Here is a 26,498-nt window from a genome sequence, read left to right as displayed (position 1 = left end):
CTTATTCCTCCAGTTGATGAAGATTGCGACTGCGTATTTCTTCCTGCAGCTTCGCGATCACTTCGTTTACGTCCATGCTGCCCAGGTCTTTACCACGGCGGGTGCGAACGGCAACTTTGCCTGCTTCCACCTCTTTATCACCACAGACCAACATATACGGGACACGACGTAAAGTGTGCTCGCGGATTTTAAAGCCAATCTTCTCGTTTCTCAAGTCCGCTTTTACACGAATGCCCGCATTCTGAAGTTTTTGGGTCAATTCTGCAACATATTCGGACTGGCCATCGGTGATATTCATCACCACAACTTGTACAGGAGCGAGCCAGGTCGGGAAGAAACCGGCATACTCTTCGGTCAAAATACCGATAAAGCGCTCCACTGAACCCAGAATCGCACGGTGAATCATCACCGGCACCTGACGTTCATTATTTTCACCTACATAAGAAGCACTCAAACGGCCCGGCAGGGAGAAGTCGAGCTGAACGGTACCACACTGCCATGCGCGATCCAGGCAGTCATGCAGGGTAAATTCAATTTTAGGGCCATAAAACGCGCCCTCGCCCGGCTGATACTCGAACGGAATATCGTTCTCTTTCAGCGCGGCAGCCAGGTCAGCCTCGGCACGATCCCATTGCTCATCAGAACCAATGCGCTTCACCGGACGGGTAGACAGTTTCACCACGATTTTTTCAAAACCGAACGTGCTGTACATGTCGTAAACCATACGGATGCAGCTGTTTACTTCAGTACGTACCTGCTCTTCTGTACAGAAGATATGCGCATCGTCCTGAGTAAAGCCACGCACGCGCATCAGACCATGCAGCGCACCAGAGGGTTCATTACGGTGGCAGCTACCAAACTCGGCCATACGCAAAGGCAGGTCGCGGTATGATTTTAGACCCTGATTGAAAATCTGCACGTGTCCAGGGCAATTCATTGGTTTAATGCAGTATTCACGGTTCTCAGAAGAGGTCGTGAACATGGCTTCTTTATAGTTTTCCCAGTGACCGGTTTTTTCCCACAGCACGCGATCCATCATCAATGGACCTTTCACTTCCTGATAATCGTACTCAGTCAGTTTGCTACGGACAAAGACTTCCAGCTCACGGAAAATAGTCCAGCCATCATTGTGCCAGAACACCATGCCCGGCGCTTCTTCCTGCATATGGTACAGGTCAAGCTGCTTGCCGATTTTACGGTGGTCACGCTTGGCCGCTTCTTCCAGACGCAACAGGTAAGCTGCCAGCTGTTTTTTATCTGCCCAGGCCGTACCGTAAATACGCTGTAGCATTTTGTTGTTGCTGTCGCCACGCCAGTAAGCACCGGAAATCTTCTGCAGTTTAAAATGATGGCAGAAGCGCATGTTAGGCACGTGCGGCCCGCGGCACATATCAACATATTCTTCGTGATGATACAGGCCAGGACGGTCGTCATGGCTGATGTTTTCATCAAGAATGGTCATCTTATAAGTTTCGCCACGAGCAGCGAAGGCGTCACGCGCTTCCTGCCAGCTCACTTTCTTTTTGATGACGTCATAATTCGTTTCAGCCAGCTGGTGCATACGCTTTTCCAGCTGCTCAATGTCTTCCTGGGTCAGAGTACGATCGATATCAACGTCATAGTAGAAGCCGTTGTCGATAACCGGACCGATCGCCATTTTAGTATCTGGCCACAGCTGCTTAATAGCATGACCCAGCAAGTGAGCGCAGGAGTGGCGGATAATTTCCAGACCTGCTTCATCTTTAGCGGTGATGATGGCGACGTGTGCATCTTCGGTGATGGGATCGACAGCATCAACCAGTTCACCATTCACACGGCCTGCGATACAGGCTTTAGCCAGACCCGGACCGATGTCCTGGGCGATATCCATCACGCTAACGGCGTGGTCAAAAGAGCGCTGACTTCCATCAGGAAGAGTAATAACAGGCATAATACATCCTTACTTGCAGTGGTAACCCATACGCAAGGCTACATACAAAATTGAAATTTACTTATATACCAGCAACCTGGCACTTAAAATCAACTCACATTTGCTGATTCGGTGTCAAGCCTGATACACATATTCAAAAGCAGCCATTTAGCAAAAACCTTTGAAGGAGTAGTATCTTACACGCCATGGCCAACAAATGCACGGCGCGAAAAAAATTTGTCAGTTAACAAGGCTTATTTGTGGTCATCTGCGGTTTCGCTGAAAAGCTGTCCGGTAACGTTCCGCTCAGCACGAGTCCTTACGCAGAGGCCCTCACTTCCGGATAAAGAAAAAATGAAAATTGGTTATTTATTTCCCGCCGCAGTGGGAATAACGGGTGTTGCTCTGCTGGTGTGGTTTATCGCCAGCGGCGCATGGATGCCGGGCGCATAATGGCAGGAGGAGTGTGGGTTATGCCTGGCATAACCCACAGGCTTTCTTACATGGCGTAAGAAAGCTGAATCGTGGTCTTGGTATCGGTTTTATCCGGTGCAGAAGACGGCGGATTCTGGTTCCAGGTAACGTTATAAGCCATCTTCAGTGAGAAGTGAGCGTTGATCGCGACCTGTAAACCGGTTTCGGAGTTTACCGTTGTGTCATCGCTGCCCAGCACGGAAACACCCTGAATAAATTTAGTGGTATCGGTCAGCTGCCACTGGTAGCTCGCCGCACCATAAGCCAGTGCCTGCGTTTCATGGCCGCCATCATGGTAGTCGTCGTAGCGCACACCAGGACCGGCTTCCAGACGCAGTGAGTGAACCGGACCGCTCAGGATCTGACGACCGTAACCGGCAGCCAGAATAGAACGTCCGTCGTAGCCATTGAAACGATCGCTTAACCAGCTTGCCTGACCAAACAGGTAATCGGCCGTGTTGATGTTATAACGCGAACGACCGCCCACCTGATAGGTTTCGGAAGAGCGCTCATCGTTAGAAGAGGTATTGCTGGCGTTGCCCCACAGGCTGTAAGCCATCTGCGACTGGTACCAGGTCATATTGGTGCTGGCAGTTAGTGAAGAACTGGTGGTATTGCCGGTTTGAGCGAGGTAACCCGCAGCAGCGTTACCTTCAAAATTTTTCTTGGCAGTAGAAGGATCATCCATGACCGTGAAGACATTGTTATCCGCCAGAGCCTGATGGCACAGGGCGCCGCCAGAAAGTAAAAGTACGACCGACAACTTATTAAGCGCTTTCATTAAATATGATCCATACGGCTGTTGAGGTTGAAAAAAAGAGTGAGTCTGAAGAGTTTTCAAAGACGATCAATGCCTTTTATGGAAAGAGTTGTAACATTTTATTAAATCGCATTTTTCCACCTGGTTACCCGCAAAAAAAGTAATGAAATGAGAAGCGCTTTCCCCGGCGGCGCAAAGTATAGCCCGATCGGACGCGGCCAGGTGAGCTATGCTAAAAAACGATGGCTTAACAACGAGGTGAATTATGGGTGATTCAGATGTTACACAGTATGTTGTCACTTTCCGTTTCGAGGAAAAGGGACTTTCTGATGTGCTTGAGCTGAACAGCGCTCTGACCAATGGCGGATTTACCACCAGCCTTCACGACAAAGAAGGCCATCCTTTTGAGTTGGGAACCAACAGCTTTGGCCTTGTTAGCGCACTGGATGAAGAAAAAGTCCGTGAGCAGGCAGAGGGGCTGGGTGAAATGGCACTGGGAGAAAAACCCGAGGTTGAAATACAACGTTTTGACGCGTTTCTGGCCGCCAGCAAAACCTAAGGTTTTGTAAAAGATGCCCGATGCTGTGCGCAACCGCTGGTTTTGATTATTATTTAAGCGTTAGTATCATCCTGTCCTGCAAGACACAGCGAAAGAGGAAACCGCTATGTGGTCAGCCATTGGTCGTCTGTTGAGTGAGCAGTTAGGTGAGGCTGAAATCAGCCAGCGCACAGAGTTGCCGGGCGGTGATGTCCATCCGGCATGGCGTATTCGTTACGGTGAGCACGAGGTTTTTATCAAGTGCAACACCCGGGAGATGCTGGATCTGTTCACATGGGAAGCCGACCAGCTTGAACTTCTTTCCCGCAGTAACACCGTTCGCGTTCCGGCAGTTTACGGCGTAGGGAGCGACCGTGAGGTCAGTTTTTTGCTGCTGGAATATATTCCTCTTACCGCGCTGGATGAACACAGCGCCCGGCAGCTGGGCCAACAGCTGGCTCATTTGCATCAATGGAGCGAACAGCCTCAGTTTGGTCTGGATTTTGATAACAACATTACCACCTCACCTCAGCCAAACAGCTGGTTACGACGCTGGTCTGTTTTTTTTGCCGAACAGCGGATTGGCTGGCAGCTACAGCTGGCGGCAGAAAAGGGCATCCAGTATGGCGATATAGAGTTGATTACCCGCTGTGCGCAGAACGTATTGGCTGCTCATCACCCTCAGCCTTCCTTGCTGCATGGCGATTTATGGCCGGCGAACTGTGGAGCCAGCGATGCGGGCCCATGGATTTTCGATCCTGCCTGCTACTGGGGTGACCGAGAATGCGATCTGGCAATGCTCGCCTGGTTTCCGGAGCTGCCACGTCAGATTTTCGAGGGCTATCAGTCAGTCTGGCCGCTGCCGGACGATTATCTGCTGCGTCAGCCGGTCTATCAGCTTTATTATTTGCTGAACAGGGCAAACGTGTTTGGCGGACACTGGTTGGGAGAAGCGCAGCGAGCGGTAGGCACGCTGCTGGATCTGGACGAACTGAGCAGACAGCACGCCCGCCCAGCCTGAAAATCAATGAATAAACCCGGCGAGTTTCAGCACAAAATAGCCTGCGGCGGCAATGATAACCGGCAGGACATATAACGGAAAAAACTGCAGGAAAATTGTATGGCGCGGCACCACAATTTTTTCTTCCAGCTGTTGGCGGCTGCGCCCTTCTTCACCTTTCGCCTTTTCGAGGATCATCTGATCTTCAATTCCCTCGCGCAGATGACGTGACTGACGCCACATTCGGGCGCCGCTCGCCTGTAAAGCAAGCCCCACAAAAATGGCGATATAAATAACCCAGAACAAGACATTGCTGCCCTGGTTAAAATCAGGAATCGGGGAATTCTGCCAGAATGCATCGAGAAAATGGGTGTTGAAACGGATCATATCGATCATCACGTGCGAAAAATCCTGCATTACCGCATTAATCCCTTCCTGCTTTTCGCGGGTTTTTTCCAGAAACCCCATCAGCGAGATCAGCGTGGAAATCAGCGCTGGAATAAAAATAATCCAGCCAGCGATACGCTTAATGACTGCGACTCGCCCAGCCTGTTGATAAGTCATGCTTTCTCCTGTCCTTTAGCTGTGAGGCTGTAAGTTTACCCGCCCGCCGCTAAATGTGCCTGAAAATTTGTTGCAGCAAGCGCAAATGGCGACTTATCACTCTGAATGCGCAGATATCGTCCAGCAATACTTCATGATAAGGTGAAGAAAATTGGATAACGGAGCCGTAATATGACGTGGTCACGCCCAGTGCTTGCAGCAATTTTTGATATGGATGGCTTGCTGATCGATTCAGAGCCGTTGTGGTACCGTGCCGAACTGGACGTTTTTGAAACGCTGGATGTCGATCTTTCAAAGCGAGACGCGTTACCGGATACGCTTGGTTTGCGCATCGATCAGGTCGTTCGTATGTGGTACGAAACGCTGCCGTGGAGCGGCCCGAGCCAGCAGGAAGTAACGCAGCGGATTATTACCCGCGCGTTGGATCTGGTTGAAGAGACCCGCCCTCTGTTACCCGGCGTGGAACAGGCGCTGAAGCTGTGCAAAGCCGAAGGGTTAAAAATTGGGCTGGCATCCGCTTCGCCACTGCATATGCTGAAACAGGTGTTGGAGATGTTTAACCTGCGTCACTACTTTGACGTGCTGGCGTCGGCAGAAGCTCTGCCCTACAGCAAACCTCATCCTCAGGTTTACCTGGATGCCGCTACGCAATTAGGCATCGATCCGTTGAACTGCGTAACGCTTGAAGACTCATTTAATGGCATGATCGCCACTAAAGCCGCGCGCATGCGTTCAATTGTCGTGCCTGATCCTGACTATGCCGCCGATCCGCGCTGGGCGCTGGCTGACGTAAAACTTTCTTCGCTTGTTGAGTTAAGCAGCTGCCATTTGCACGGCAAATAAAACCGCGGAGCGAGGCTGCTTCAGCCCCGCTCCGTTGACTATTATGGCCGCTCGCCAAACTCGCACTCCAGCACCGTCCATTTACGCGCTTGCTCGCTGATAGTGAAGCCCAAACCAGCCCGGTCTGAAATCCACATCCTTCCGTCGCGCAGCTCCAGCTGTTCATTAAACAGCGGATTCAGCCATTCAAAATGCTCCAGCCACGGCTCCAGTGGATAGGCAGCAGACAGGTGCAGATGCACTTCCATCGCAAAATGCGGTGCCAGTTTTTTATGGTGCCTTGCCGCTAAATCCATAATTTGCAGAAATGGCGTAATGCCACCCACTCTTGGCGCATCAGGCTGCACAAAATCGCAGGCGTTGTTCAGAATCAACTGCTCATGCTCGCGAAAGCTGGTAAGCATCTCTCCTGTGGCGACAGGCGTATCGAGCGCGGCGGCAAGCTGCGCATGTCCTTCAAAATCCCACGCGTCCAGCGGCTCTTCAATCCAGACCAGATTAAAATCCTCCATTTTGCGTCCCATGCGGATAGCCGTGTCTCTGTCCCACTGCTGATTGGCATCCACCATTAATGGAAAATCGTCGCCAAGCGCATGACGCACGGCGCTGAGTCGTCGAATATCTTCTGCCGTATCCGGCTGACCGACCTTAATCTTAATGCCGCCAATACCGCTTTCACGAGAAATCGCCACGTTTTTAAGCACCTGCTCCAGCGGCGTATGCAGGAAGCCACCGGAGGTGTTGTAGCACCGTACAGAATCCCGATGCGCCCCTAAAAGTTTGGCCAGCGGTAATCCTGCACGCTTTGCTTTGAGATCCCATAAGGCGATATCCAGCGGCGAAATCGCCTGCACGGCCATGCCGCTTCGCCCAACCGAAGCGCCGGCCCATAACAGCTTGCTGTAGATTTTATCAATGTCGTTAGGATCTTCGTTGAGCAGATTATCGGCTATCTCTTTTGCATGAGCATAAATGCCCTGTCCACCCGCTCGCTTTGAATAGCTGAATCCCACGCCTTCAAAACCTTCCCGGGTGCGGATTTCAGCAAAAATAATGGCCACTTCGGTGAGGGGCTTTTGCCGACCGGTCAGGACCTTAGCATCACTAACCGGTGTGGCTAAAGGAAGGAAAGCCAGAGAAAGTTTTACCCAGGTTATTCGGTCCCCAGTGTCGGCCGCAGTGGCTGTACCGGTTGCCTGGGCATAGGTTACGGCCTGAGAATTAGCGCTGGTGCTCATAAGGCAGGATCTCCTTCAACATAAGGCTGGTGATGGTGAATACGTCAACATTTAGCGTAATACGTTCAGCAGAGACCAGCATCAAAGCTAATAACTGGATAATCGATCACGAAACGAGCCGGAATGTTAACCTTATGGCAGAAATATTTATCTTTCGTTACAGCGTCACATATTTCTTCTACTGTATATATCCCCTATACTGGATGAATTGACAGTTCGACTACCAGGTAATCCCATGACGGCCGAAGGCCATCTCATTTTCGCCATTGCCAGCGCCATTTTTGCCAAGCGAGCCGAGTTAACCCCGGTGCTGGCCAGCGCTGACTGGTGGCATATTGTTCCCGCCACGCTGCTGACCTGCCTGCTGCCGGATATCGATCATCCGCGCTCGTTTCTGGGGCAGCGATTCCGCTGGCTGTCGCATCCCATAGCACGGGCGTTCGGCCATCGGGGCTTCACCCACAGTCTACTGGCGGTAGCGGGCGGCGTAGCGCTGTTTAATTTACAGGTCCCGGCCGAATGGGTAGTGCCTGCCGATGTATTTCAGGGACTGGTGCTGGGTTATCTGAGCCATATCGTTGCGGATATGTTAACCCCCGCAGGCGTACCGCTGCTCTGGCCATGCCGCTGGCGTTTTCGCCTGCCGCTGCTCAGAAGCCAGAATGGCAACCAGATGGAAAGAATGCTTTGCCTGGCGCTGGTGGGTTACGCCATTATTTTCCCGCAAGGTTCGCCTGGATTTGGCAAGACAGACTGGCCTCCCCAGGCAATAAATGCGGTGCAAAGCAGCATCAGCCGCTTCCTTAACCACTCGCTGGCGCAATAACGTCACCCTAAATTCCATTTAGTTATAAGCTATTGATTTTGGATATATAGTGCGTATCCGCGGAACTGTTACCATTTGCAGATCCGCGGACTTAATACGCGATACGAATTATATCCAGAGGGCAGTATAACCCTCGCTATAAATGGAGATTTGGGGATGAACCTTCCTTTGATACTTAACCTGGTAGCATTTATTGCTCTCCTGACGCTGCTGGCCAGAAGCGGTAAAACCCAGTGGAGCCTGGCAAAAAAAGTGCTCGTCGGGCTGGTAATGGGTGTGCTGTTCGGACTGGCTTTACACACTATTTATGGGCCCGACAGTGCTGTCCTGAAAGAGTCGATTAGCTGGTTTAATTTAGTCGGTAACGGCTACGTTCAGCTTTTACAGATGATTGTTATGCCGCTGGTGTTTGCCTCCATACTGAGCGCCGTTGCCAGGCTGCATAACGCCTCCTCATTAGGTAAAATCAGTTTTCTGACTATTGGCGTGCTGCTGTTTACCACGGCTATTTCTGCGCTGGTCGGCGTCTTTGTCACCTGGCTGTTTGGCCTGAACGCTAACGGGCTGGTTCAGGGCGCACAGGAAACGGCTCGTCTCGCCGCGCTGCAATCAAATTATGTTGGAAAAGTGGCCGATCTTTCGCCGCCACAGCTGCTGCTCTCCTTTGTACCGAAAAATCCGTTTGCCGATTTAACCGGTGCTAATCCTACGTCGATTATCAGCGTAGTGATTTTCGCTGCTTTCCTGGGTGTCGCTGCGCTTCATTTATTACGTGATGATAAACCTAAGGGCGAACGCGTGCTGGCCGCGATTGATGTGCTACAGGCATGGGTAATGAAACTGGTTCGTCTGATTATGAAGCTGACGCCATACGGCGTGCTGGCGTTAATGACGAAGGTTGTTGCCAGTTCAAATCTCAACGACATCATTAAACTCGGTGGCTTCGTGGTGGCGTCCTACCTGGGCCTGGCGATCATGTTTGCGGTCCATGCGCTGCTGCTGGCCGTCAACGGCGTTAACCCGAAAGTGTTCTTCCGCAAAGTGTGGCCAGTTATTACCTTTGCTTTTACCAGCCGCTCCAGTGCGGCAAGTATCCCGCTGAGCGTTGAGGCGCAAACTCGCCGCCTGGGGATCCCTGAATCGATTGCCAGCTTTGCGGCCTCTTTCGGCGCAACTATCGGTCAGAACGGCTGTGCGGGTTTGTACCCCACGATGCTTGCGGTGATGGTCGCGCCTACCGTTGGCATTAATCCGTTCGAACCGATGTGGATTGCAACGCTGGTTGGCATCGTGACGCTCAGCTCTGCGGGCGTGGCAGGCGTTGGCGGCGGTGCGACTTTCGCTGCTCTGATCGTCCTGCCTACGCTTGGCCTGCCGGTTACGCTGGTAGCGCTGCTGATCTCCATTGAACCATTAATCGATATGGGACGTACGGCGCTCAACGTGAATGGCTCAATGACGGCCGGTACGCTGACCAGCCAGTGGCTGAAGCAAACCGATCGCGCATTGCTAAACGCCGACGCCAGGGAAGATGCCGAACTGGCACACCGGTAACGCCCTACCCACAAATGTCGTCACGGCCCGCTGCCGTTACTGAGCTACTGCCCCGTAAGTTTGCTGCTTGCGGGGCATTTTTATTGCGCCCCTGCTCTCCCTTCAGCGTTTCAGATGTTTAACCCTGTACTTTTCATGCGTATCCGCCTGACTGTTCTATAGTTACTGAAGTCCAAAAGACAACAACAGGAGCAAGTGAGCATGTCAAAAGAAACCGATAACAAGGAAATAACCCATAACGCCCCGCTAACCGGTCCCGACTCGGCAAAGCCAGGCATGGATTCTCTGGCACCCGCGGACGGCTCACACAAGCCTCTGTCCGAGCCAACGCCTCCCGGAAAACAGCCGACGGCGCCAGGCAGTCTGAAAGCGCCGGAGACCAGTAACGCTAAGCTCGACGCGCTGGAAACCTTCCGCAAAGGCGGTGAAAATTTCCCGCTGACCACCAATCAGGGCACACGCATTGCTGATGACCAAAACTCGCTGCGTGCTGGCACCCGTGGTCCAACATTGCTGGAAGATTTTATCCTGCGAGAAAAAATCACCCATTTCGACCACGAGCGCATTCCGGAACGTATCGTTCACGCGCGTGGTTCAGCAGCACATGGTTACTTCCAGCCCTATCGCGATATGAGCGATATTACGAAAGCTGATTTTTTACGCGACCCGAATCAGCAGACGCCGGTTTTTGTCCGCTTCTCTACGGTTCAGGGCGGCGCAGGTTCAGCAGACACCGTGCGCGACATCCGCGGCTGGGCCACCAAGTTTTATACGGAGGAAGGCGTCTTCGATCTGGTTGGCAACAACACGCCCGTGTTCTTTATTCAGGATGCGCACAAGTTCCCCGATTTTGTTCACGCCGTGAAGCCTGAGCCGCACAATGAAATTCCTCAGGGCCAGAGCGCACACGATACGTTTTGGGATTACGTCTCGCTTCAGCCTGAAACCCTGCACAACGTGATTTGGGCGATGTCAGATCGCGGTATTCCTCGCAGCTATCGCACCATGGAAGGTTTCGGCATTCATACTTTCCGCTTTATTAATGCAGAAGGTAAAGCCACCTTCGTCCGCTTCCACTGGAAGCCCGTGGCCGGTAAAGCCTCGCTACTATGGGATGAGGCGCAAAAACTGACCGGGCGCGATCCCGATTTCCATCGTCGCGATCTGTGGGAAGCCATTGAAGCGGGCGATTACCCGGAATATGAACTGGGCGTGCAGCTGATCCCGGAAGAAGACGAATTTAAGTTCGACTTTGACCTGCTGGATGCGACTAAGCTGATCCCGGAAGAACTCGTGCCGGTTGAGCTTATCGGTAAAATGGTGCTGAACCGCAATCCGGATAACTTTTTTGCCGAAACCGAGCAGGTCGCCTTCCATCCCGGCCATATCGTTCCCGGCATGGATTTTACCAACGACCCGCTGCTTCAGGGACGTCTGTTCTCCTATACCGATACGCAAATCAGCCGCCTTGGCGGGCCGAACTTCCACGAAATTCCGATTAACCGTCCCGTTTGCCCTTACCACAACTTCCAGCGTCAGGGCATGCACCGCATGGACATTGATACCAACCCGGCTAACTACGAGCCGAACTCCATCAATGATAACTGGCCGCGTGAAACACCTCCGTCCCCCCATCGCGGCGGTTTCGAAAGCTATCAGGAACGCATTGAAGGCCATAAGGTTCGCGAGCGCAGCCCTTCCTTCGGTGAATACTATTCTCAGCCACGCCTGTTCTGGAACAGTCAGACGCCGGTTGAGCAACAGCACATTATCGACGCCTATTCATTTGAGCTAAGTAAGGTTGCGCGGCCCTATATCCGTGAACGCGTTGTCGACCATCTGGTTCATATCGACGTATCGCTGGCCAATGGCGTGGCGCAAAATCTGGGTATCGCGCTCTCGGATGAAAAAATGCACACCGCACCGCCAAAAGATGTTAATGGCCTGAAAAAAGATGCCAGCCTGAGCCTCTATGCCGTACCGAGCGGAAGCATCAAGGGACGCCAGGTGGCGCTGCTGATCAGCGACGGCGTGATAGCGGCCGACGTGCTGGCGATCCTCCAGGAACTGAAAGCCCAGGGCGTGCATGCCAAACTGCTTGCGCCACATATGGGCCAGGTGCGCGCTGATGATGGATCTTCACTGCCGATTGACGCGACCTTTAGCGGCCTGCCGTCACTGACGTTCGATGCCGTTATCGTGCCGGATGGTAATATCGACGCGCTGTTGCTCAGTGGCGACGCGCGCTACTTCCTGCTGGAAGCCTATAAGCATCTGAAAGTGATTGGCCTGAGCGGTGCCGCACGCCGCTTTAAATCACAATTTGGCCTGGGCGACAGCGAGCAGGAAGAAGGCATTATCGAAGACAGCAAGGCGGAAGGCGTGCTGATGAGCGAATTCCTTGCCGCGATGGCCGCGCACCGTATCTGGTCGCGCAGTCAGAAAGCGTTAAGCGTTCCGGCATAATTTGCCCTGTAAAGCGGCATGATGCCGTTCCAGTAAGGTGCAGCCGACGCTGCGCCTTGCTGGACAGGCTCAAAGCGCTTAGCCTCGCCTTATTTTGCCCACCCTTTCCAGCAGGATCCCGCACTAAAATACCCAACCTTCTGCATTTTGACCGGCCGGTCAAAACAGTGGCATCAAAGTTGCTTCTCCTGAATACCCTCGTTGTTCAGGAGACAATCCATGAGAGCTGCTACCGACACCCGTTATCGCTATCGAATCTTTGCCATGCTGTTTTTGATCGCCCTAATCAACTACATCGATCGCGGCGCCCTCTCCTTTGCGGCTAACGCGATTGCAGACGAATTCCATTTCAGCAAAGTCCAGCTTGGTGTGGTGCTGAGCTATTTTGGTTTTGGCTATCTTTTTGGCTCATTGTGCGGCGGCTTTCTTGCCGATCGCTTAGGCACGAAAAAGGTCTGGCTCCTTGCTGGCGTTCTCTGGTCATTACTGGAAATCGCTACCGCCTGGGCTGGCGAGCTGGGTATGGCGCTATTTGGCGGCTCGGCGATTATGGGCTTTGCGGTAATGCGCGTGATGTTTGGCGTTGCGGAAGGGCCAGCGTACGCCCTGATGAACAAAGCCATCGCGCATTGGGCACCTGACAATGAACGTGGAATTGCGCTGGGTATTGGCTTGCTGAGTACTCAGGTTGGCGCTTTACTCACTGCGCCTGTCGCGGTTGGCCTGTTGTTATTAACGAATGACTGGCGAGTGATGTTTATTTTGTTGGGGATTTTTTCACTGGCAGCCATGCTGCTTTTCGCCCGCGCATTTACCGACACGCCGGAACAGCAGCCGCGCGTCAGTGCCTCTGAACGAAATTTGATCCTGCACGGCCAGGCTGAAAGCGCCGCTGGCCCCCGCCTGCCCTGGTGGCGTTTTTTTAGCAGCCGTACCCTTGTTTGCAACGCGCTGGGCTATTTCTCTTTTCTCTATATTACTTTCACCCTGGTGACATGGGGGCCCAAATACCTGCAGGATAATTTCCATTATGATCTGCACTCGTTATGGTACGTCGCCATGATCCCCTGGAGCGGCGCCTGTTTGACCGTGCTGCTAGGCGGGAAAATTGCCGACACGTTATTAAAACGCTTCAAAAATCTGCGCCTGGCGCGCAATGTCTTCGCCTCCGTCACTTTAATGCTTACCGCACTCTGCTTTATGGCCATCCCGTGGATGCCTTCAGCAACCGCTATTATTCTGATGATGACGCTGGGCAACGCGCTGAATGCGCTGGTGAACAACGTCTACTGGTCGGTGGTTATTGACGTCACGCCTAAATCGACGGTCGGCACCTACAGCGGAATGACGCTGGCGATCGCAAACCTTGCCTCGATTATTTCTCCGATGCTTAGCGGCTGGCTGGCACAGCATTATGGCTACAATGCTATGTTTAGTGCCACTGCGGCAATTGCCTTTGGCAGCATGCTGGCAATGCTGTTTTTACAGCCGGAGAAAAAGCTGACGGTGACTGGCCCTGTTTTCCATCCGCAGCGTAAGGAAGCAATCTGACAGAGAGCATGGAGAGAGAGTTAAGAATACGTTAAGCACTGTAAGCAACCCGCAATAGCGGCGGGTTGCCTCTTGCGTTTTCACTGGCCCGGAGTAATGTTAGCCTCAGTCAGAACCAGGAGATACTTTATGAAAAAGGTGATAAGTACATTGTTCGCCTTGACGCTGTTAGCCCCTACGCTGGCCATTGCGCATCCCGGAGACTGGGGCCCGGGACCCGGTTGGGATCATGGTCACGGCCATGGTGGCGGTGGCCCTGGACGGCTCTCTTTTCTGCCGGAAGCCGCCGCAGCAGTGATCATCGGCGGCCTGACCTATTACGCGCTAAACGGCAACTACTATCAGCGTCAGAACGACAACACCTATGTTGTTGTACAGCCACCCGCGGAACGCTTCAGCGGTGATATGCACGCGCTTGACTACAACGGCGAGCGTTTTTACGTGCAGGATGGTCATTACTACCGTCGGGATATTGACGGTCGTTACCTGGAAGTGCCACGCCCGCCAGGCCTGTAAACGGGACAAAATAAAACACCCTGCCGCAGTACGCTGGCAGGGTGTTTTTTTATTGTTTAAAACCGGTCACATCCGTCACCGGTTTTTATAACAGCTTACTGACCCGCTTGCGGATCGGTATCGTACTCTTTACAGCTCTGGAAACCATAATTCATCACGCGGCCGGTGTCGCTGTAGCTCACGAAATAGGTCTGCTGCTTATGATCACGCTCGCCCAGCACATAAGTCTGACAAGTGCCGCGAGCATGCGTCATGGTGATTTCAGTAGAAGGTGGTCCCGCGATATCGCGAACCTGCTGACGGGTCATCCCTTTCTTAACATCCTGAACAACGGGCTTGGTTACGAAACTTTCGGCGCGGTCATAAGCTGTACAACCGGACAACACAGCCAGAGCCACGGCAGCACCAATAAATCCTGTTACTTTATTCATGTTTTTATTCCTCATTTATTTTCCATGTGAGCATAAGCCTGGAACAGAAATGCAGAGTTATCAACTTTTTGGCAGAGAAAAACGCTAACATCCTTATCAACAGGGTGACTATAATGGCCTTTTTGAGAATGAACGTTCGCTCTCGCACAGTCTGGCGAGCGACAAAGAGCGGGAAAGCGTGATGAGTACACAATCTGAAGCACGCGATGCACGGCATCGCCAACGCCAGGACGAGATTATCGCTGCTGGCCGTCGCTGTTTTCGCCAGGCAGGTTTTCACGGTGCCAGTATGGCGCAGCTGGCCGCAGAGGCGCGCCTGAGCGTCGGTCAGATCTATCGCTATTTCACCAATAAAGACGCGATTATCGAAGAGATGGTGAAACGTATTATCGATACGCGGCTGCAACACATGGAAGAGACGGCGGCGACCAATCTGCCGCGGCTGCTCGCGTGGCGTCACGCGCTGAATGAAGATGATGAAGCCCTGATGATGGAGGTGGCAGCCGAAGCGACGCGTAACCCGGTTGTTGCACAAATGGTAAGCGACGCCGATAACCGCATGTTCACGCATGCCTGCCGAAATGTAAAACGAGACTATCCGCACTTCAGCGATGAACATATCCGCGCCTGCGTGGAGGTTCTGGCTGTCCTGACGGAAGGCACCTCATGCCGACGCCTGACGCCTCAGAAAGCCTCAGCGGAACGCCTGTACTCTTTATACCAACAATTCAACGATCTACTTTTCAAGACAGAGGATTCATGACACCTGCCCATTCCAATCGTTTTGGCTACGCCATCACGCTCGGCCTGCTGGCGGCTTTAGGGCCGCTTTGTATCGATCTTTACCTTCCTGCGTTACCCGCACTCGCCCGCGAGTTGAATTCGCCCACCGCGACTGCACAGCTAAGCCTGACCGCCGGCCTGATCGGTCTGGGCGCTGGCCAGCTGCTTTTTGGCCCAATGAGTGATAAATATGGCCGCGTTCGTCCTTTGCTGATTTCTCTGCTGCTGTTGACAATCGCTTCCGTCGGCTGTGCGCTGGCGCAGAATATTCATCAATTACTGTTAGCGCGTCTGCTACAGGGCATTTTCGGCGCGGGTGGCGCGGTGCTGTCCCGCGCCATTGCGCGTGATATGTACAGCGGCCATGACCTGACGCGCTTTTTTGCGTTATTGATGCTGGTTAACGGCTTTGCGCCTATTGCCGCGCCGGTGATGGGTGGCGCAATGATGGCCATATTCAGCTGGCGCGGCCTGTTTATGGTTATTGCAGCCATCGCCGTATTGCTGCTGTTTCTGGCGCGGGTAAAGCTGCACGAAACGCTTATGCCAGAGCGCCGCAGTCAGGGCAGCATTTTTTCCGCCTGGGCCGCGCTGGGCCAGGTCATCACCTACCGTCCTTTTATGGGCTTCTGCCTGACGCAGGGCTTTATGATGTCCGGCATGTTTGCCTACATCGGCGCGTCGCCGTTTGTTCTGCAACAGATTTATGGCCTGTCGCCGCAGGCGTTCAGCTTCTGCTTTGCCGCTAATGGATTTGGACTGATTATTGCCTCACAAACCAGCGCTCGTCTCAGTCCGCTTTGGGGGGAGTATCGGGTGTTAAAAGGCGGCCTGACGCTGGCGTTTGTCTCTTCCGCCAGCCTGTTGCTTACCGGCCTTAGCGGGGCCGCGCTGCCTTTTGTTCTGGTTGCCTTGTTCTTTAGCGTTGCCAGCAACGGCGCGGTCGGTGTTGCCGCCGCCTCGCTGGCCATGCAGAGCCAGGGACATCGTGCCGGCAGCGCCTCCGCCGTTCTTGGCGTCACCATGTTTACGTTGGGTGGGATCGCCGTGCCGGTCACGGGAATTGGCGGCACGTCGGTGCTGACCATGACCGCCACCATATTTGGCTGCTATCTGCTGGCAATCACCCTGTTCCTGTTATTAGCGCAGAAGCCGGAAAAGCCTGAATAATCAGCAAAAGACCGGCAAAACCTTATTCTGCCTTGTTGTTTCCCGCCGGGCGCGTTAAGTTTTAAAACAGACGTTTTCGCAACTGCCCAGCTCGGCGGGCACTGAATCTGAGGAGAGGTGAATGGCTCTGCAACAGGAAATTATCGAAGCGCTGGGGGTTAAGCCCACTATTGAGGTTAATCAGGAAATTCGCACCAGCGTCGACTTTCTGAAGTCTTATCTCAAGACATATCCGTTTATCAAAACGCTGGTGCTCGGCATCAGCGGCGGTCAGGATTCTACACTGGCAGGAAAACTGAGCCAGACTGCGATCAACGAACTGCGCGAAGAGACCGGCAATAAGGATTATCAATTTATTGCCGTACGTTTGCCGCATGGCGTGCAGGCAGATGAGCAAGATTGTCAGGATGCGATCGCTTTCATCAAGCCTGACCGCGTTTTAACGGTGAACATCAAAGAAGCTATTCAGGCAAGTGAAAAAGCGTTGCGCGATGCGGGCATTACCGTTTCTGACTTTGTGCGCGGTAACGAAAAAGCGCGCGAACGGATGAAGGCGCAGTACAGCATTGCCGGAATGACCTCGGGCGTGGTTGTGGGGACTGACCATGCAGCAGAGGCGGTTACGGGCTTCTTTACCAAATACGGTGATGGCGGCACGGATATTAACCCGCTGTTCCGGCTGCATAAAGGTCAGGGCAAACAGCTGCTGAAAGCGTTAGGCTGCCCGGAACATCTTTACCTTAAGCACCCTACCGCCGATCTGGAAGACGACCGCCCCGGACTTCAGGATGAGGTCGCGCTGGGCGTGACTTATGAGATGATCGACCAGTACCTGGAAGGTAAAACCATTGATGAAGCCGCTGCTAAAATCATCGAAGGCTGGTATTTGAAGACCGAACATAAACGTCGCCCGCCGATTACCGTATTTGATGATTTCTGGAAAAAATAACATTTTTTCCGTCCGGTAAGCGACACGGGTCAGGGACGACCCGGATCCTGCTGATATAACAACCTTTTTCACCCTACCCCAATATGCCCTGGTGCGTATCCAGCGATAAAATCCTGTTATCTCCGGTTAACCCCGGTTTAAACGCCTCTTTTTTATCCACTACGCTGCTGTTACACTGTATAAGTAACCAGTAAGCGGAGTGCAATAGTGGTAAGACGTACTGCAAGCCATCGCCTGTCATTTGAGCCGGCGGCCATTTATCAATATCCCGAACATTTACGTCCTTCGCTCGAAGGGCTGCCCTCTCTACCTGGCGTATATACTTTTCATGGCGAAAGCGAATCTATGCCGCTTTACATCGGTAAAAGTATTAATCTACGCAGCCGGGTGATGTCACACTTCCGCACGCCCGATGAAGCGAAAATGCTTCGCCAGGCTCGCCACGTTACCTGGATTACTACCGCTGGTGAACTGGGCGCGCTGCTGCTGGAAGCACAGATGATCAAAATGCAGCAGCCGCTGTTCAATAAGCGCCTGCGGAAAAACCGCCAGCTCTGCTCCCTGCATATCAGCAATCTCAAGCCCAGCGTGGTGTATGCCAAAGAGGTGGATTTTTCCCATACGCCCGATCTGTTCGGCCTCTATTCCAGCCGCCGCTCCGCGCTGGAAACGCTGCAAAAAATTGCCGATGAACAGCGTCTTTGCCTGGGCCTGTTGGGATTGGAAAACGTCAGTAAAGGACGTGCCTGCTTCCGTGCCAGCCTTGGTCGCTGTGCGGGAGCCTGCTGTGGGAAAGAGACGCTGGAAGCGCATCACCAGCGATTGCTGGCCGCGCTGGAACGTGTGCGCGTGCAATGCTGGCCGTGGAATGGCGCAGTCGCCGTGGTGGAAGAAGGCCCGCTGCAAACGCAGATCCATATTATCAATAACTGGTTTTATTTGGGTTCGGTGGACGATATTGCCGAGGCTGGCAAGCTGACATCAACGCCGCAGGGTTTTGACAGCGATGGTTATAAGATCCTCTGTAAGCCAGTCCTTAGCGGGAAGTTCCCGATTATTCCGCTGAATTAAGGACGAACTGCCCGTCGGTGAAAGCCTTTAGCCGTTAGCGCTAAATAGTGGATACGAAAAACCGCCGACGCTGTCCACGGCATATAAGCAGTGTGAACAACGTCGGCGGTCTTACTCAAGTCTTAAGAACTTATTCGCCCGCAGGTGGCATTTTGTCGCCATGGTGCGGTTTTTCAGTCAGGTGCTTTTCAAAGTTAGCGTTGAACTGTTTCTTCTGTTCTGGCGTCAGCACGTTATACATTTTGTTCTGCGTAGCCAGCATTTTCAGCGCACGATCTTTGCCTTCCGCGCTCATCTTAGTTGCCTGTGCTTCCGCTTTAGCCTGGTCGAAGCTGTCTGAAGCAATAACGCTGTGCATGGCACGACGATCGTCGAGAGAAGGACGCGGCATATCTTTATGGGCATCTTTCATGATCTCGTGCATCTGCTTTTTCTGAGCTTCAGTCAGGTTCAGACCTTTAAACATTTCGTGCGGGCCGCCGTGACGAGGTGGCTTGTGCATCATAGGTTTGTCTGCGCCTGCCGGTGGTGGCGTCACGTTATCTGCCGCTGCGTGAACAATGTTCGCCGCGCCCATAGCCAGAGTCATAGCCACTACCAGAGAAGTTAATTTACGCATATTTTTTATCCTTACTTTTCAGTTCTGTGACGACAGCAATGTCGCGATGTCGGAAACAAGCTTAATACGCTGAACGTCAAGTACTCAGAGGGTTGGTAAAACCCTGCAAGCATAAAAGACAAAAAGGCGGCAATCATGGAGAGAATAAGAAGGATCGCGTGAGGAATTGCAAAAGAGTATGAATATAAACTGATTAATGCAGAAATTATGGAGAAGTGTAATACAGGCGGCAGGATTGAGAAAGGAATAAGTAAGCTGGATTGTCTGCTTCAGCGCCCGTTCACTCTTTCTGAGCAGATTACGTATGAAATGCCGGTCGGACCGGCGAAACAAACTTTCGCCGGTATTAACAACCGTTTTAAATCACTGCGTCTGCTGCGCCAGAAGTCTCATTGTGCGCGTTGTCTTCCACCAGCATCAGTCCCGCACGCTGGCCAATTGCCACATCCGGGTTAGGAAACATTACGTATTCCCTCGCCTGCTGCACGTAACAGCGCTTGTCGCCATCCTCTGCCAGCAAGGTGCCTTGCGGAAAAGCGGTAAAATTCAGCGTGTCCTTGTTCATATGCAGCACGAAGGCTTCTGACAGGCGAGTGATTTGCTGAGAAACACGGTAGCGAAGCGGCGGAGCTTTTACTTCCGGCAGCGTTTCACCAAATATTATGGCGGCAAGCGCCTCGCGTGCCGCTGAAAACTGCGTCAGATCGTTACTGCCAAACGGCAACGCTTTGCCTAATTCCAGCGTACAGCTGGCGGCGTTGAAATGCTGTGAGCTGTAGTGCGTAAAGGTACCGCCCGGCGCGCGATGGAAAACCAGTGCCTCCAGCCCTGCCGCCGTCAGCCAGTGCAGAAAGTCGTCCGGCCAGTCCGTCTCACGCAGCGGCATGACGCCAAAACGGCTATGCCAAGAGCCACGTATAGCGGTATGCAAATCGAGATGCCAGCGAACCTCTTCATTCATTCCGGCCTGCCAGAAGGTTTCCAGCGCCTGTTCCAGCCGCCAGGCGCGACGGGCTTCCATATTGTCGTCATACTGCTGCCAGCGTCCGCCAAACATCCGGTTTACGTCGCAGCGCATATAGCGTTTGTTATGGCGTATCGCATCCGGGTTGCCATAAATAATCAGTAATCGGGGGATCAGCCGCTTCATGCCGGCCAGCAGCGGGTTAATGAGGGCATTCAAGATTTCAATGGGGGCGGTTTCGTTGCCGTGGATCCCGGCGGAAATCACCAGAGCCTGCGATGTCGGCCCGTTTGGGGTGAGTTCCAGAATCCCTTCATCAAGCCACTGCCAGCTCAGCCGATCGTTACGACCTGAAAGCTGCGCAGGCGGTTCTCCACTCAGGGTCTGCTTAAGAAAATCCTGCATACATTCTCCTTATTATAAATTCTGCTCCTTCATCCAGTGGCAGAGCGCGCCTTAGCATAGCCTGACGCGCGCTGTTCGTCCGTGATTATTGCTGAAAGCTGTATATGTTCCCTAAGTTTAGCAGCTTCGTCAGTTCGTCCAGCGCTTCCCGTCCTTCTGTTAATAATTGCGGATCGCCCAGGTCATGCTGCGTGAGGTCGTCACGATAGTGGCGATCGACCCACGCGTTTAAGGTGACAAACAGTGAATCATTCATCATTACCGCTGGATTCACTGCCGCAAGCTGAGCCGGGGTGAGTACCACCCGCAGCCGCAGACAGGCTGGCCCACCGCCATTTCCCATACTTTCGCGCAGGTCAAAAACGCGCAGTTCGTCGATAATATTTTGCGCTGAAATGAGTTCATTGAGATAGCGCCAGACGCCGCTGTGCTGCCGGGCTTCCTCTGGTAAAACCAGCAGCATTTTGCCGTTAGCTTTACTCAGCAGCTGACTGTTGAAAAGATAGGTGGCGACGGCATCCGCGACGCTGACCCGATCTTCCGGCACCTCAATTGGGGTAAAAGCTGGAAATTTTTCGCGCAGCGTGGCAAAAAGCCCGGCCTGATTGAGAAACGCCCGCTGATGGCAAAACAATACCTGTTGATTGCTGACGGCGATAACATCGTTATGAAACACGCCCCGATCGATGACTGCCGGATTCTGTTGGGCAAAGACCGTGCGGCCAGCGTCGAGTAAATGCTGACGCGCCACCGCCTGACTCGCCTCAAGCGTCTGGCGGGCAGGATAGCGAGCGGGCACCAGCCCACCGCCGCCCTCTTCCCGACCGTAAATAAACAGCTGTATCCCTTCGTCGCCATACTGCTGGCTAAAACGGTTATGGTTGGCCGCGCCTTCGTCACCAAACATCGCCACCTGCGGTAACGCATCGTGAACGCAAAAATGCTGCGGATCGCGAAATATCGCTCTTAACAGTGCGCCGGTGGTTGGCGCTTCAATTGCGCGATGAAACTTGTTATTCAGGTTTGCCACGGTGAAATGCACACGGCCATCTGCGCTGTCGGCAGAAGGTGAAACCGTTGCCGCATTCGCCACCCACATGGCCGACGCCGAACTGGTGGCCGAAAGCAATTCAGGCGCGCGCTTTGCCGCGTCGCTCACCACCTGAGCATCACTGCCGCTGAAACCGATTTGCCGTAGCGCCGTCACGTTTGGCCGCTCGTGGGGCGGAATGACGCCCTGCACAAAGCCCAGATCGGCCAGCGCTTTCATCTTGAGTAAGCCCTGCTTCGCCGCCTGTTTCGGATGAGAAACCTGGTGCTGATGTCGGGCTGAGGCTTCGTTGCCGAATGACAGTCCGGCGTAATGATGCGTCAGGCCTGGCAGGCCATCGAAATTGACTTCACGCGCGCTCATCGCTCACCTCCGGCAACGCTGAAATCCAGCCCTGGCGATAACGTTGCTGGCAGCGACAGGCTGGAAGATTCGAGCGAAGCCATCGGCCAGGCGCAGTAATCCGCCGCATAAAAGGCGCTGGCCCGGTGATTACCGGAAGCACCGATCCCGCCGAAAGGCGCGCTGCTGGCCGCACCGGTTAGCGGTTTGTTCCAGTTGACAATGCCGGCACGAGCCTCAATCAACAGCCGGTCAAACTGCTCGCGTTGCGGCGAGATCAACCCGCAGGACAGGCCGTAGCGCGTGGCGTTTGCCAGACGGATCGCCTGAGAAAAATCATCGTAGCGGATAACCGACAGCAGTGGGCCAAATACCTCTTCGTCGGCCAGGTTAGCCACGGCAGTAACATCAATAATTCCCGGTGTAAGCATGGCGCTTTCGCGATTTGGCCAACGCATGGGCAGTAGAACCGTACCACCCGCGCCTACGCGTGCCTGCCATTCACTGTAAATTCGTTCCGCCGCCTGCAAAGAGATCACGCTGCCCATAAAAGGTTGTGGTTCGGCATCCCAGCGATCGGGTTTGATTTTTCCGGCCACTTCCACCAGCCGTTTAAGAAAAGCCTCCCCCGCCGCGCCGCGTTTCACCAACATTCTGCGGGCGCAGGTACAGCGCTGACCGGCGGTGATAAAAGCGGACTGAATGGCGATGTTTACCGCGGCATCAATATCCGCCGGGTCTTCAACAATCAGGGCGTTATTGCCGCCCATTTCCAGCGCCAGCATTTTTTCCGGGCGTCCGGCGAATTGTTGATGTAGCTGGTGCCCGCTGGCTGCGCTGCCGGTAAACAGCAGGCCGTCAATTTGGGGCTCCTGCGCCAGCGCCTGACCGCATTCACGCCCCCCCTGCACCATATTCAGTACGCCGCCAGGCAACCCCGCCTGCTGCCACAGCCGGACGGTTTTTTCCGCAATCAGCGGCGTCAGTTCACTGGGTTTAAAAATGACCGTATTTCCTGCCAGCAGCGCCGGAACAATATGCCCGTTCGGCAAGTGTCCGGGAAAATTGTACGGGCCAAACACCGCCATGACGCCGTGTGGCCGGTGACGCAGCGAGCTTTCACCCTGTACGCTTTCTCCGCTACGGGCATGGTAAGCCTCAACCGAAATAGCGATTTTACCGATCATTGCCTGGATTTCCGTGACGGCTTCCCAGCGCGGTTTGCCGGTTTCCTGCGCCAGCGTCGCCGCCAGCTGCTCCTTATTTTTCTCCAGCAGGCGTGCAAATTTCTCGGCGATGGCCTGACGTTCGCTAAACGGGCGTCTGGCCCAGCCAGGAAAAGCGTTGCGCGCTGCTTCACAGGCTGAAGAGATCTGACTGGCGCTTGCGGCCTTCCCCTGCCAAAGCAGTTCGCCGCTTACCGGATCCCGTTTCGTAAAGTTTTCACCGCTGCCGGTTAACCATTGTCCATTGATGCAGTGCGTCATGCTTTTTTCTCCCCAACGTTCAGCGCCGCGACTCGCAGCGTATCGCCCTGTCTGCAGCGTAAAATATCAGCCTGCTGCGGGCTGAGGCTCAGGGTATCGCCCTGCGGATCGGTATTCAGTAGCATGACGCGGAAATCCTCATAGCGTTCGTTGCCGACCAGGCAAAGCGGCTGGTCGCTGTCGCTCTCTTTACCAATGACCGCCGTCACCAGACGACTTTTGCGAATCGCCCGCACGCGATCGATATCGCATTCCAGCGTCGGGCCGCCGTCAAAGATGTCGACATAATTCAGATAACGGAATCCTTCTGCCTCCAGCACCGCCCGCGCGGGTGAAGTCTGGGGATGAGTTTGTCCGATCACCGCCTGCGCTTCCGGCGCGAGATAATTGATATACAGGGGATGTTTCGGCATCAGCTCGGCAATAAAGGTTTTTTTCCCGGTGCCGGATAAATAGTCCGCGTCCCGAAAGGACATGGAGAAAAAACGACTGCCGACGCTTTCCCAGAAAGGCGAATGGCCCTGTTCATCACTCACGCCTCGCATCTCCGCCACCACTTTCTGCATAAACCGTTCTCGAAAAGCGGCCATAAACAGAAAGCGGGATTTCGACAACAGATAGCCGTTTTTGCCGTTACGATAGTCAGGATCGAGGAACAGCGTACAGAGCTCGCTGCTGCCGGTATGATCGTTACTAAGCGACAGCGTAGGCAGGATGTTATAGACATTCAGTTCACGGGAAGCATGCACCTGCGTTCCCACCCGAAAGTTATACCAGGGATCCTGAAGGCCAACCGCGACTTCGATTGCGCAAATGCCCACGGCCTGTCGGGTGTCCGTATCCTCCAGCACAAAAACATAGCCCTGTTCGGCGCGCGGTAATTTATCCTGCCAGGTTAGCACCGAGCGCTCAATCCGTGCCGCTAACGTTGCGCTGTCGGCCGGTAAGGACGTGAGGCCGCCGCCGGTCTTACCGGCAAGCTGCATCAGTTGAGCCAGATCGTCATGTGCAACAGGGCGGATAATCATCATGATCCCGCTCCTGCGACGATGTCGTGGCAGGCCCGTTCAAAACGCGCCAGCCCTTCTTTCACCTCCTGCTCGCTGATAATCAGGGAAGGCGCGAAGCGCACTACGTTGGCACCGGCAATCAGTACCATTAGTCCGTGCTTCGCCGCAGCAAGGCTGAACAATTTTGCCTGGCCGCTGTAGTCCTGATTTAATACGCAGCCGATCAACAGGCCCAGGCCACGTATTTCGCTGAACAACGGCAAACGTCGGTTGATCTCCTGTAATCCCTCCACAAACCACTGGTGACGCAGGGCTACGCCCGCCATCACTTCCGGGCGATTGACCAGCTCCATGACCTTTCCGCCTACCGCGCCCGCCAGCGGATTACCGCCATAGGTGGTGCCATGCGTTCCCACACCCAGCGCGCTGGCATACTGCCCGGTGGTTAACATTGCGCCAATCGGAAAACCGCCACCCAGCGCTTTAGCGGTGGTCAGCACGTCTGGCGTTACGCCGTAATGCATATAGGCATACAGCGAACCGGTACGCCCTACGCCGCTTTGTACTTCGTCAAATATCAGCAGCGCACGATGTGCGTCACAGAGCTCGCGTAGGCCGCGAAGAAAAGCCGGATCGGCAGGGACAACGCCGCCTTCGCCCTGAATCGGTTCGACAATAACGGCACAGGTGTGGTCATCAATCAGCGCGGCGGCTGAGGCGAGATCGTTGAACGTGGCGTGTTGGATCCCGCCAGGCAGCGGCGCAAAATCTTTTGAGTAAGCGGGCTGGCCCCCTGCGGAAACGGTAAACAGCGTGCGGCCATGGAAAGCGTTACTGAAGGCTACAATGCCGCTTTTTTGCTCGCCAACCCGATCGTGCGCGACCTTACGCGCCAGCTTCAGCGCGGCTTCGTTAGCTTCCGCGCCGGAATTGCAGAAAAAGACTCTTTCTGCAAAGGTGGCGTCGATAAGCTGCTTTGCCAGCCGCAGGATCGGCTCGTTGGTATAGCCGTTACCGGTATGCCACAGCAGCGCGGCCTGCTGCTGTAAAGCCAGCTGTAAATCGGGATGGGCATGGCCCAGCGCGTTGACCGCGATGCCACCGGCAAAGTCAATCCAGGATTTCCCTTGCTGATCCCAAAGCGTGGAGCCCTCAGCCCGAACCGGCACAAAGCTGGCGGGCGCGTAAGTGGGGATCATCCACCGATCGAAATCTTCACGTGTGACTGCTGATTGCATGGCGACCTCTTATCCTGCCCAAATGCAGGTAAATTTTTAGTTTAAATAATGTTAATGAATTGCTTCATCTGAGCCTCACTGTAAATTGCATGCTTTGTGCCAGCCAGCAAAAAAATGCATAAATCGTTTTCTGTCACCAACAATCAACAGGTTAAGCAAGCTCACTATTCACATTTAATGAATAAATAGTGAATACGCCTCAATCCGCAGCGGGTTAGCAGATAAAAAAAGAGCGGAATTATGCATTCGTAAAATAAAATATTGTTTTTGTGATCGTTGCCAGGATTTAGCCCGTAAATGAGGCAGTTAGCGCACTAAAAGGGGGCTTACTGCACCCTGATTGCGCACTGAACGTCTGGCTCCAGCGAACCTTTGAAAGACATTTGTGGAGGAAATGAAACCCGGCGGAAATTCATTGAAACATCGTGAAAACATTGCAAACAGAGAAAAGCAAAATATTTTTATGGATAACAAAATCACTTTTTATTTAGTTACGTCGCCAATAAACGCCCTGCCAAATAAAAAATATTTTGCAAGAGAGAAAGAAAGGTAAAATCCCAGGCTTTAGATATAAAAAACACTTTAAAATCAATAATATAATAATTTAACTGTTATAACAAAAAATCATATTAACAGATTCCTGCCACATAAACTCCATTATCCCCCGTTTATAAAAGCCCATAAAAACCCCACGCAATCTTAAATTACAATTTGTTACAAGTAATGAATTCTGATAAAA

General features: G+C 53.4%; 24 protein-coding genes. 13 read left to right on the top strand and 11 right to left on the bottom strand.

The features are described 5' to 3' along the window. Position 1: 1 nt before the first annotated feature. The gene (gene thrS / locus AAGQ96_RS08895) at positions 2-1,930 is read right to left on the bottom strand and encodes a threonine--tRNA ligase (RefSeq protein ID WP_147197260.1); all 1,929 of its coding nucleotides are present in this window, start codon (positions 1,928-1,930) and stop codon (positions 2-4) included. A 333-nt stretch (positions 1,931-2,263) separates the two neighbouring features. Between thrS and AAGQ96_RS08890 the strand changes: the two genes are divergently transcribed. Beyond that, positions 2,264-2,362 (top strand): YoaK family small membrane protein, encoded by a 99-nt coding sequence (locus AAGQ96_RS08890; protein WP_147197258.1) that lies wholly within the window; start codon positions 2,264-2,266, stop codon positions 2,360-2,362. Positions 2,363-2,408: 46 nt separating this feature from the next. Here the strand turns inward: AAGQ96_RS08890 and AAGQ96_RS08885 are convergent, their stop codons facing one another. Then, entirely contained in the window at positions 2,409-3,164 is a 756-nt protein-coding gene (locus tag AAGQ96_RS08885) for a DUF481 domain-containing protein (protein WP_147197256.1), read from the bottom strand. 244 nt (positions 3,165-3,408) lie between these two features. On the opposite strand from AAGQ96_RS08885, the gene ghoS reads away from it, so the two are divergent. Both ghoS and AAGQ96_RS08875 read left to right on the top strand, forming a co-directional pair. Beyond that, positions 3,409-3,702: a type V toxin-antitoxin system endoribonuclease antitoxin GhoS gene (gene ghoS, locus AAGQ96_RS08880; protein WP_342755301.1), complete on the top strand. Its 294-nt coding sequence runs from the start codon at positions 3,409-3,411 to the stop codon at positions 3,700-3,702. Between the two features lie 106 nt (positions 3,703-3,808). Further along, positions 3,809-4,702 carry a fructosamine kinase family protein gene (locus tag AAGQ96_RS08875; RefSeq protein ID WP_147197251.1) on the top strand — a complete coding sequence of 298 codons (894 nt, stop codon included), beginning with the start codon at positions 3,809-3,811 and terminating at the stop codon, positions 4,700-4,702. Between the two features lie 3 nt (positions 4,703-4,705). On the opposite strand, the gene AAGQ96_RS08870 is transcribed toward AAGQ96_RS08875, so the two are convergent. Then, on the bottom strand, positions 4,706-5,245 hold the full coding sequence (locus AAGQ96_RS08870; RefSeq protein WP_147197249.1) for a YniB family protein: 540 nt from the start codon (positions 5,243-5,245) through the stop codon (positions 4,706-4,708). A gap of 171 nt (positions 5,246-5,416) precedes the next feature. Here AAGQ96_RS08870 and hxpB point away from each other — a divergent pair, with 171 nt between their 5' ends. Next, a complete protein-coding gene (hxpB, locus tag AAGQ96_RS08865; protein WP_342755300.1) occupies positions 5,417-6,088 on the top strand; it encodes a hexitol phosphatase HxpB in 672 nt (223 codons plus the stop codon). Between the two features lie 41 nt (positions 6,089-6,129). On the opposite strand, the gene AAGQ96_RS08860 is transcribed toward hxpB, so the two are convergent. Further along, positions 6,130-7,326: an L-talarate/galactarate dehydratase gene (locus AAGQ96_RS08860; RefSeq protein WP_342755299.1), complete on the bottom strand. Its 1,197-nt coding sequence runs from the start codon at positions 7,324-7,326 to the stop codon at positions 6,130-6,132. Between the two features lie 235 nt (positions 7,327-7,561). Between AAGQ96_RS08860 and AAGQ96_RS08855 the strand changes: the two genes are divergently transcribed. From AAGQ96_RS08855 to AAGQ96_RS08835, 5 genes are all read left to right on the top strand, one after another. Continuing rightward, positions 7,562-8,152: a metal-dependent hydrolase gene (locus AAGQ96_RS08855; RefSeq protein WP_147197243.1), complete on the top strand. Its 591-nt coding sequence runs from the start codon at positions 7,562-7,564 to the stop codon at positions 8,150-8,152. 156 nt (positions 8,153-8,308) lie between these two features. Beyond that, complete coding sequence (locus AAGQ96_RS08850) at positions 8,309-9,706, top strand: L-cystine transporter (protein ID WP_342755298.1); 1,398 nt, start codon at positions 8,309-8,311, stop codon at positions 9,704-9,706. A gap of 201 nt (positions 9,707-9,907) precedes the next feature. Then, entirely contained in the window at positions 9,908-12,172 is a 2,265-nt protein-coding gene (katE, locus tag AAGQ96_RS08845) for a catalase HPII (RefSeq protein WP_147197239.1), read from the top strand. Positions 12,173-12,391: 219 nt separating this feature from the next. Beyond that, positions 12,392-13,723, top strand: a complete 1,332-nt coding sequence (locus tag AAGQ96_RS08840) for an MFS transporter (protein ID WP_147197237.1) — start codon at positions 12,392-12,394, stop codon at positions 13,721-13,723. A 129-nt stretch (positions 13,724-13,852) separates the two neighbouring features. After that, complete coding sequence (locus AAGQ96_RS08835) at positions 13,853-14,239, top strand: DUF6515 family protein (protein ID WP_147197234.1); 387 nt, start codon at positions 13,853-13,855, stop codon at positions 14,237-14,239. A gap of 95 nt (positions 14,240-14,334) precedes the next feature. On the opposite strand, the gene osmE is transcribed toward AAGQ96_RS08835, so the two are convergent. Continuing rightward, positions 14,335-14,670, bottom strand: coding sequence for an osmotically-inducible lipoprotein OsmE (gene osmE, locus AAGQ96_RS08830; protein ID WP_147197232.1), 336 nt, complete (start codon positions 14,668-14,670; stop codon positions 14,335-14,337). Positions 14,671-14,851: 181 nt separating this feature from the next. Here osmE and AAGQ96_RS08825 point away from each other — a divergent pair, with 181 nt between their 5' ends. The 4 genes from AAGQ96_RS08825 (at position 14,852) to cho (ending at position 18,643) form a co-directional block, all read left to right on the top strand. Further along, a complete protein-coding gene (locus tag AAGQ96_RS08825) occupies positions 14,852-15,433 on the top strand; it encodes a TetR/AcrR family transcriptional regulator (protein WP_147197230.1) in 582 nt (193 codons plus the stop codon). Next, the gene (locus AAGQ96_RS08820) at positions 15,430-16,623 is read left to right on the top strand and encodes a multidrug effflux MFS transporter (RefSeq protein WP_147197227.1); all 1,194 of its coding nucleotides are present in this window, start codon (positions 15,430-15,432) and stop codon (positions 16,621-16,623) included. The genes AAGQ96_RS08825 and AAGQ96_RS08820 overlap by 4 nt, the downstream gene beginning before the upstream one ends. A 121-nt stretch (positions 16,624-16,744) precedes the next feature. Beyond that, the gene (gene nadE, locus AAGQ96_RS08815) at positions 16,745-17,572 is read left to right on the top strand and encodes an ammonia-dependent NAD(+) synthetase (protein ID WP_147197225.1); all 828 of its coding nucleotides are present in this window, start codon (positions 16,745-16,747) and stop codon (positions 17,570-17,572) included. Between the two features lie 207 nt (positions 17,573-17,779). Further along, a complete protein-coding gene (gene cho, locus AAGQ96_RS08810) occupies positions 17,780-18,643 on the top strand; it encodes an excinuclease Cho (RefSeq protein WP_342755297.1) in 864 nt (287 codons plus the stop codon). A 130-nt stretch (positions 18,644-18,773) separates the two neighbouring features. Here cho and spy read toward each other — a convergent pair whose 3' ends face one another. The 6 genes from spy to AAGQ96_RS08780 form a co-directional block, all read right to left on the bottom strand. Then, positions 18,774-19,262, bottom strand: a complete 489-nt coding sequence (gene spy / locus AAGQ96_RS08805) for an ATP-independent periplasmic protein-refolding chaperone Spy (RefSeq protein ID WP_342755296.1) — start codon at positions 19,260-19,262, stop codon at positions 18,774-18,776. Between the two features lie 358 nt (positions 19,263-19,620). After that, complete coding sequence (astE, locus tag AAGQ96_RS08800; RefSeq protein WP_342755295.1) at positions 19,621-20,631, bottom strand: succinylglutamate desuccinylase; 1,011 nt, start codon at positions 20,629-20,631, stop codon at positions 19,621-19,623. A gap of 85 nt (positions 20,632-20,716) precedes the next feature. Further along, on the bottom strand, positions 20,717-22,045 hold the full coding sequence (gene astB, locus AAGQ96_RS08795) for an N-succinylarginine dihydrolase (protein ID WP_342755294.1): 1,329 nt from the start codon (positions 22,043-22,045) through the stop codon (positions 20,717-20,719). Then, a complete protein-coding gene (gene astD, locus AAGQ96_RS08790; protein WP_342755293.1) occupies positions 22,042-23,511 on the bottom strand; it encodes a succinylglutamate-semialdehyde dehydrogenase in 1,470 nt (489 codons plus the stop codon). The genes astB and astD overlap by 4 nt, the downstream gene beginning before the upstream one ends. Next, positions 23,508-24,542, bottom strand: a complete 1,035-nt coding sequence (astA, locus tag AAGQ96_RS08785) for an arginine N-succinyltransferase (protein ID WP_342755292.1) — start codon at positions 24,540-24,542, stop codon at positions 23,508-23,510. The genes astD and astA overlap by 4 nt, the downstream gene beginning before the upstream one ends. Then, complete coding sequence (locus tag AAGQ96_RS08780) at positions 24,539-25,759, bottom strand: bifunctional succinylornithine transaminase/acetylornithine transaminase (protein WP_147197211.1); 1,221 nt, start codon at positions 25,757-25,759, stop codon at positions 24,539-24,541. Before AAGQ96_RS08780 ends, astA begins: the two co-directional genes overlap by 4 nt. Between the last annotated feature and the right edge of the window lie 739 nt (positions 25,760-26,498).

The organism is Pantoea sp. MBD-2R, from assembly GCF_039134845.1.
Lineage (GTDB): Bacteria > Pseudomonadota > Gammaproteobacteria > Enterobacterales > Enterobacteriaceae > Erwinia.
The sequence above is the reverse complement of the archived record's forward strand: the minus strand, read 5'-3'. Positions and strand labels throughout refer to the sequence as shown.

What these genes read in the sequence shown, in the direction of transcription:
- thrS (WP_147197260.1), bottom strand. Translation starts at nt 1,930, where the DNA reads ATGCCTGTTATTACTCTTCCTGATGGAAGTCAGCGCTCTTTTGACCAC.
- AAGQ96_RS08890 (WP_147197258.1), top strand. Translation starts at nt 2,264, where the DNA reads ATGAAAATTGGTTATTTATTTCCCGCCGCAGTGGGAATAACGGGTGTT.
- AAGQ96_RS08885 (WP_147197256.1), bottom strand. Translation starts at nt 3,164, where the DNA reads ATGAAAGCGCTTAATAAGTTGTCGGTCGTACTTTTACTTTCTGGCGGC.
- ghoS (WP_342755301.1), top strand. Translation starts at nt 3,409, where the DNA reads ATGGGTGATTCAGATGTTACACAGTATGTTGTCACTTTCCGTTTCGAG.
- AAGQ96_RS08875 (WP_147197251.1), top strand. Translation starts at nt 3,809, where the DNA reads ATGTGGTCAGCCATTGGTCGTCTGTTGAGTGAGCAGTTAGGTGAGGCT.
- AAGQ96_RS08870 (WP_147197249.1), bottom strand. Translation starts at nt 5,245, where the DNA reads ATGACTTATCAACAGGCTGGGCGAGTCGCAGTCATTAAGCGTATCGCT.
- hxpB (WP_342755300.1), top strand. Translation starts at nt 5,417, where the DNA reads ATGACGTGGTCACGCCCAGTGCTTGCAGCAATTTTTGATATGGATGGC.
- AAGQ96_RS08860 (WP_342755299.1), bottom strand. Translation starts at nt 7,326, where the DNA reads ATGAGCACCAGCGCTAATTCTCAGGCCGTAACCTATGCCCAGGCAACC.
- AAGQ96_RS08855 (WP_147197243.1), top strand. Translation starts at nt 7,562, where the DNA reads ATGACGGCCGAAGGCCATCTCATTTTCGCCATTGCCAGCGCCATTTTT.
- AAGQ96_RS08850 (WP_342755298.1), top strand. Translation starts at nt 8,309, where the DNA reads ATGAACCTTCCTTTGATACTTAACCTGGTAGCATTTATTGCTCTCCTG.
- katE (WP_147197239.1), top strand. Translation starts at nt 9,908, where the DNA reads ATGTCAAAAGAAACCGATAACAAGGAAATAACCCATAACGCCCCGCTA.
- AAGQ96_RS08840 (WP_147197237.1), top strand. Translation starts at nt 12,392, where the DNA reads ATGAGAGCTGCTACCGACACCCGTTATCGCTATCGAATCTTTGCCATG.
- AAGQ96_RS08835 (WP_147197234.1), top strand. Translation starts at nt 13,853, where the DNA reads ATGAAAAAGGTGATAAGTACATTGTTCGCCTTGACGCTGTTAGCCCCT.
- osmE (WP_147197232.1), bottom strand. Translation starts at nt 14,670, where the DNA reads ATGAATAAAGTAACAGGATTTATTGGTGCTGCCGTGGCTCTGGCTGTG.
- AAGQ96_RS08825 (WP_147197230.1), top strand. Translation starts at nt 14,852, where the DNA reads ATGAGTACACAATCTGAAGCACGCGATGCACGGCATCGCCAACGCCAG.
- AAGQ96_RS08820 (WP_147197227.1), top strand. Translation starts at nt 15,430, where the DNA reads ATGACACCTGCCCATTCCAATCGTTTTGGCTACGCCATCACGCTCGGC.
- nadE (WP_147197225.1), top strand. Translation starts at nt 16,745, where the DNA reads ATGGCTCTGCAACAGGAAATTATCGAAGCGCTGGGGGTTAAGCCCACT.
- spy (WP_342755296.1), bottom strand. Translation starts at nt 19,262, where the DNA reads ATGCGTAAATTAACTTCTCTGGTAGTGGCTATGACTCTGGCTATGGGC.
- astE (WP_342755295.1), bottom strand. Translation starts at nt 20,631, where the DNA reads ATGCAGGATTTTCTTAAGCAGACCCTGAGTGGAGAACCGCCTGCGCAG.
- astB (WP_342755294.1), bottom strand. Translation starts at nt 22,045, where the DNA reads ATGAGCGCGCGTGAAGTCAATTTCGATGGCCTGCCAGGCCTGACGCAT.
- astD (WP_342755293.1), bottom strand. Translation starts at nt 23,511, where the DNA reads ATGACGCACTGCATCAATGGACAATGGTTAACCGGCAGCGGTGAAAAC.
- astA (WP_342755292.1), bottom strand. Translation starts at nt 24,542, where the DNA reads ATGATGATTATCCGCCCTGTTGCACATGACGATCTGGCTCAACTGATG.
- AAGQ96_RS08780 (WP_147197211.1), bottom strand. Translation starts at nt 25,759, where the DNA reads ATGCAATCAGCAGTCACACGTGAAGATTTCGATCGGTGGATGATCCCC.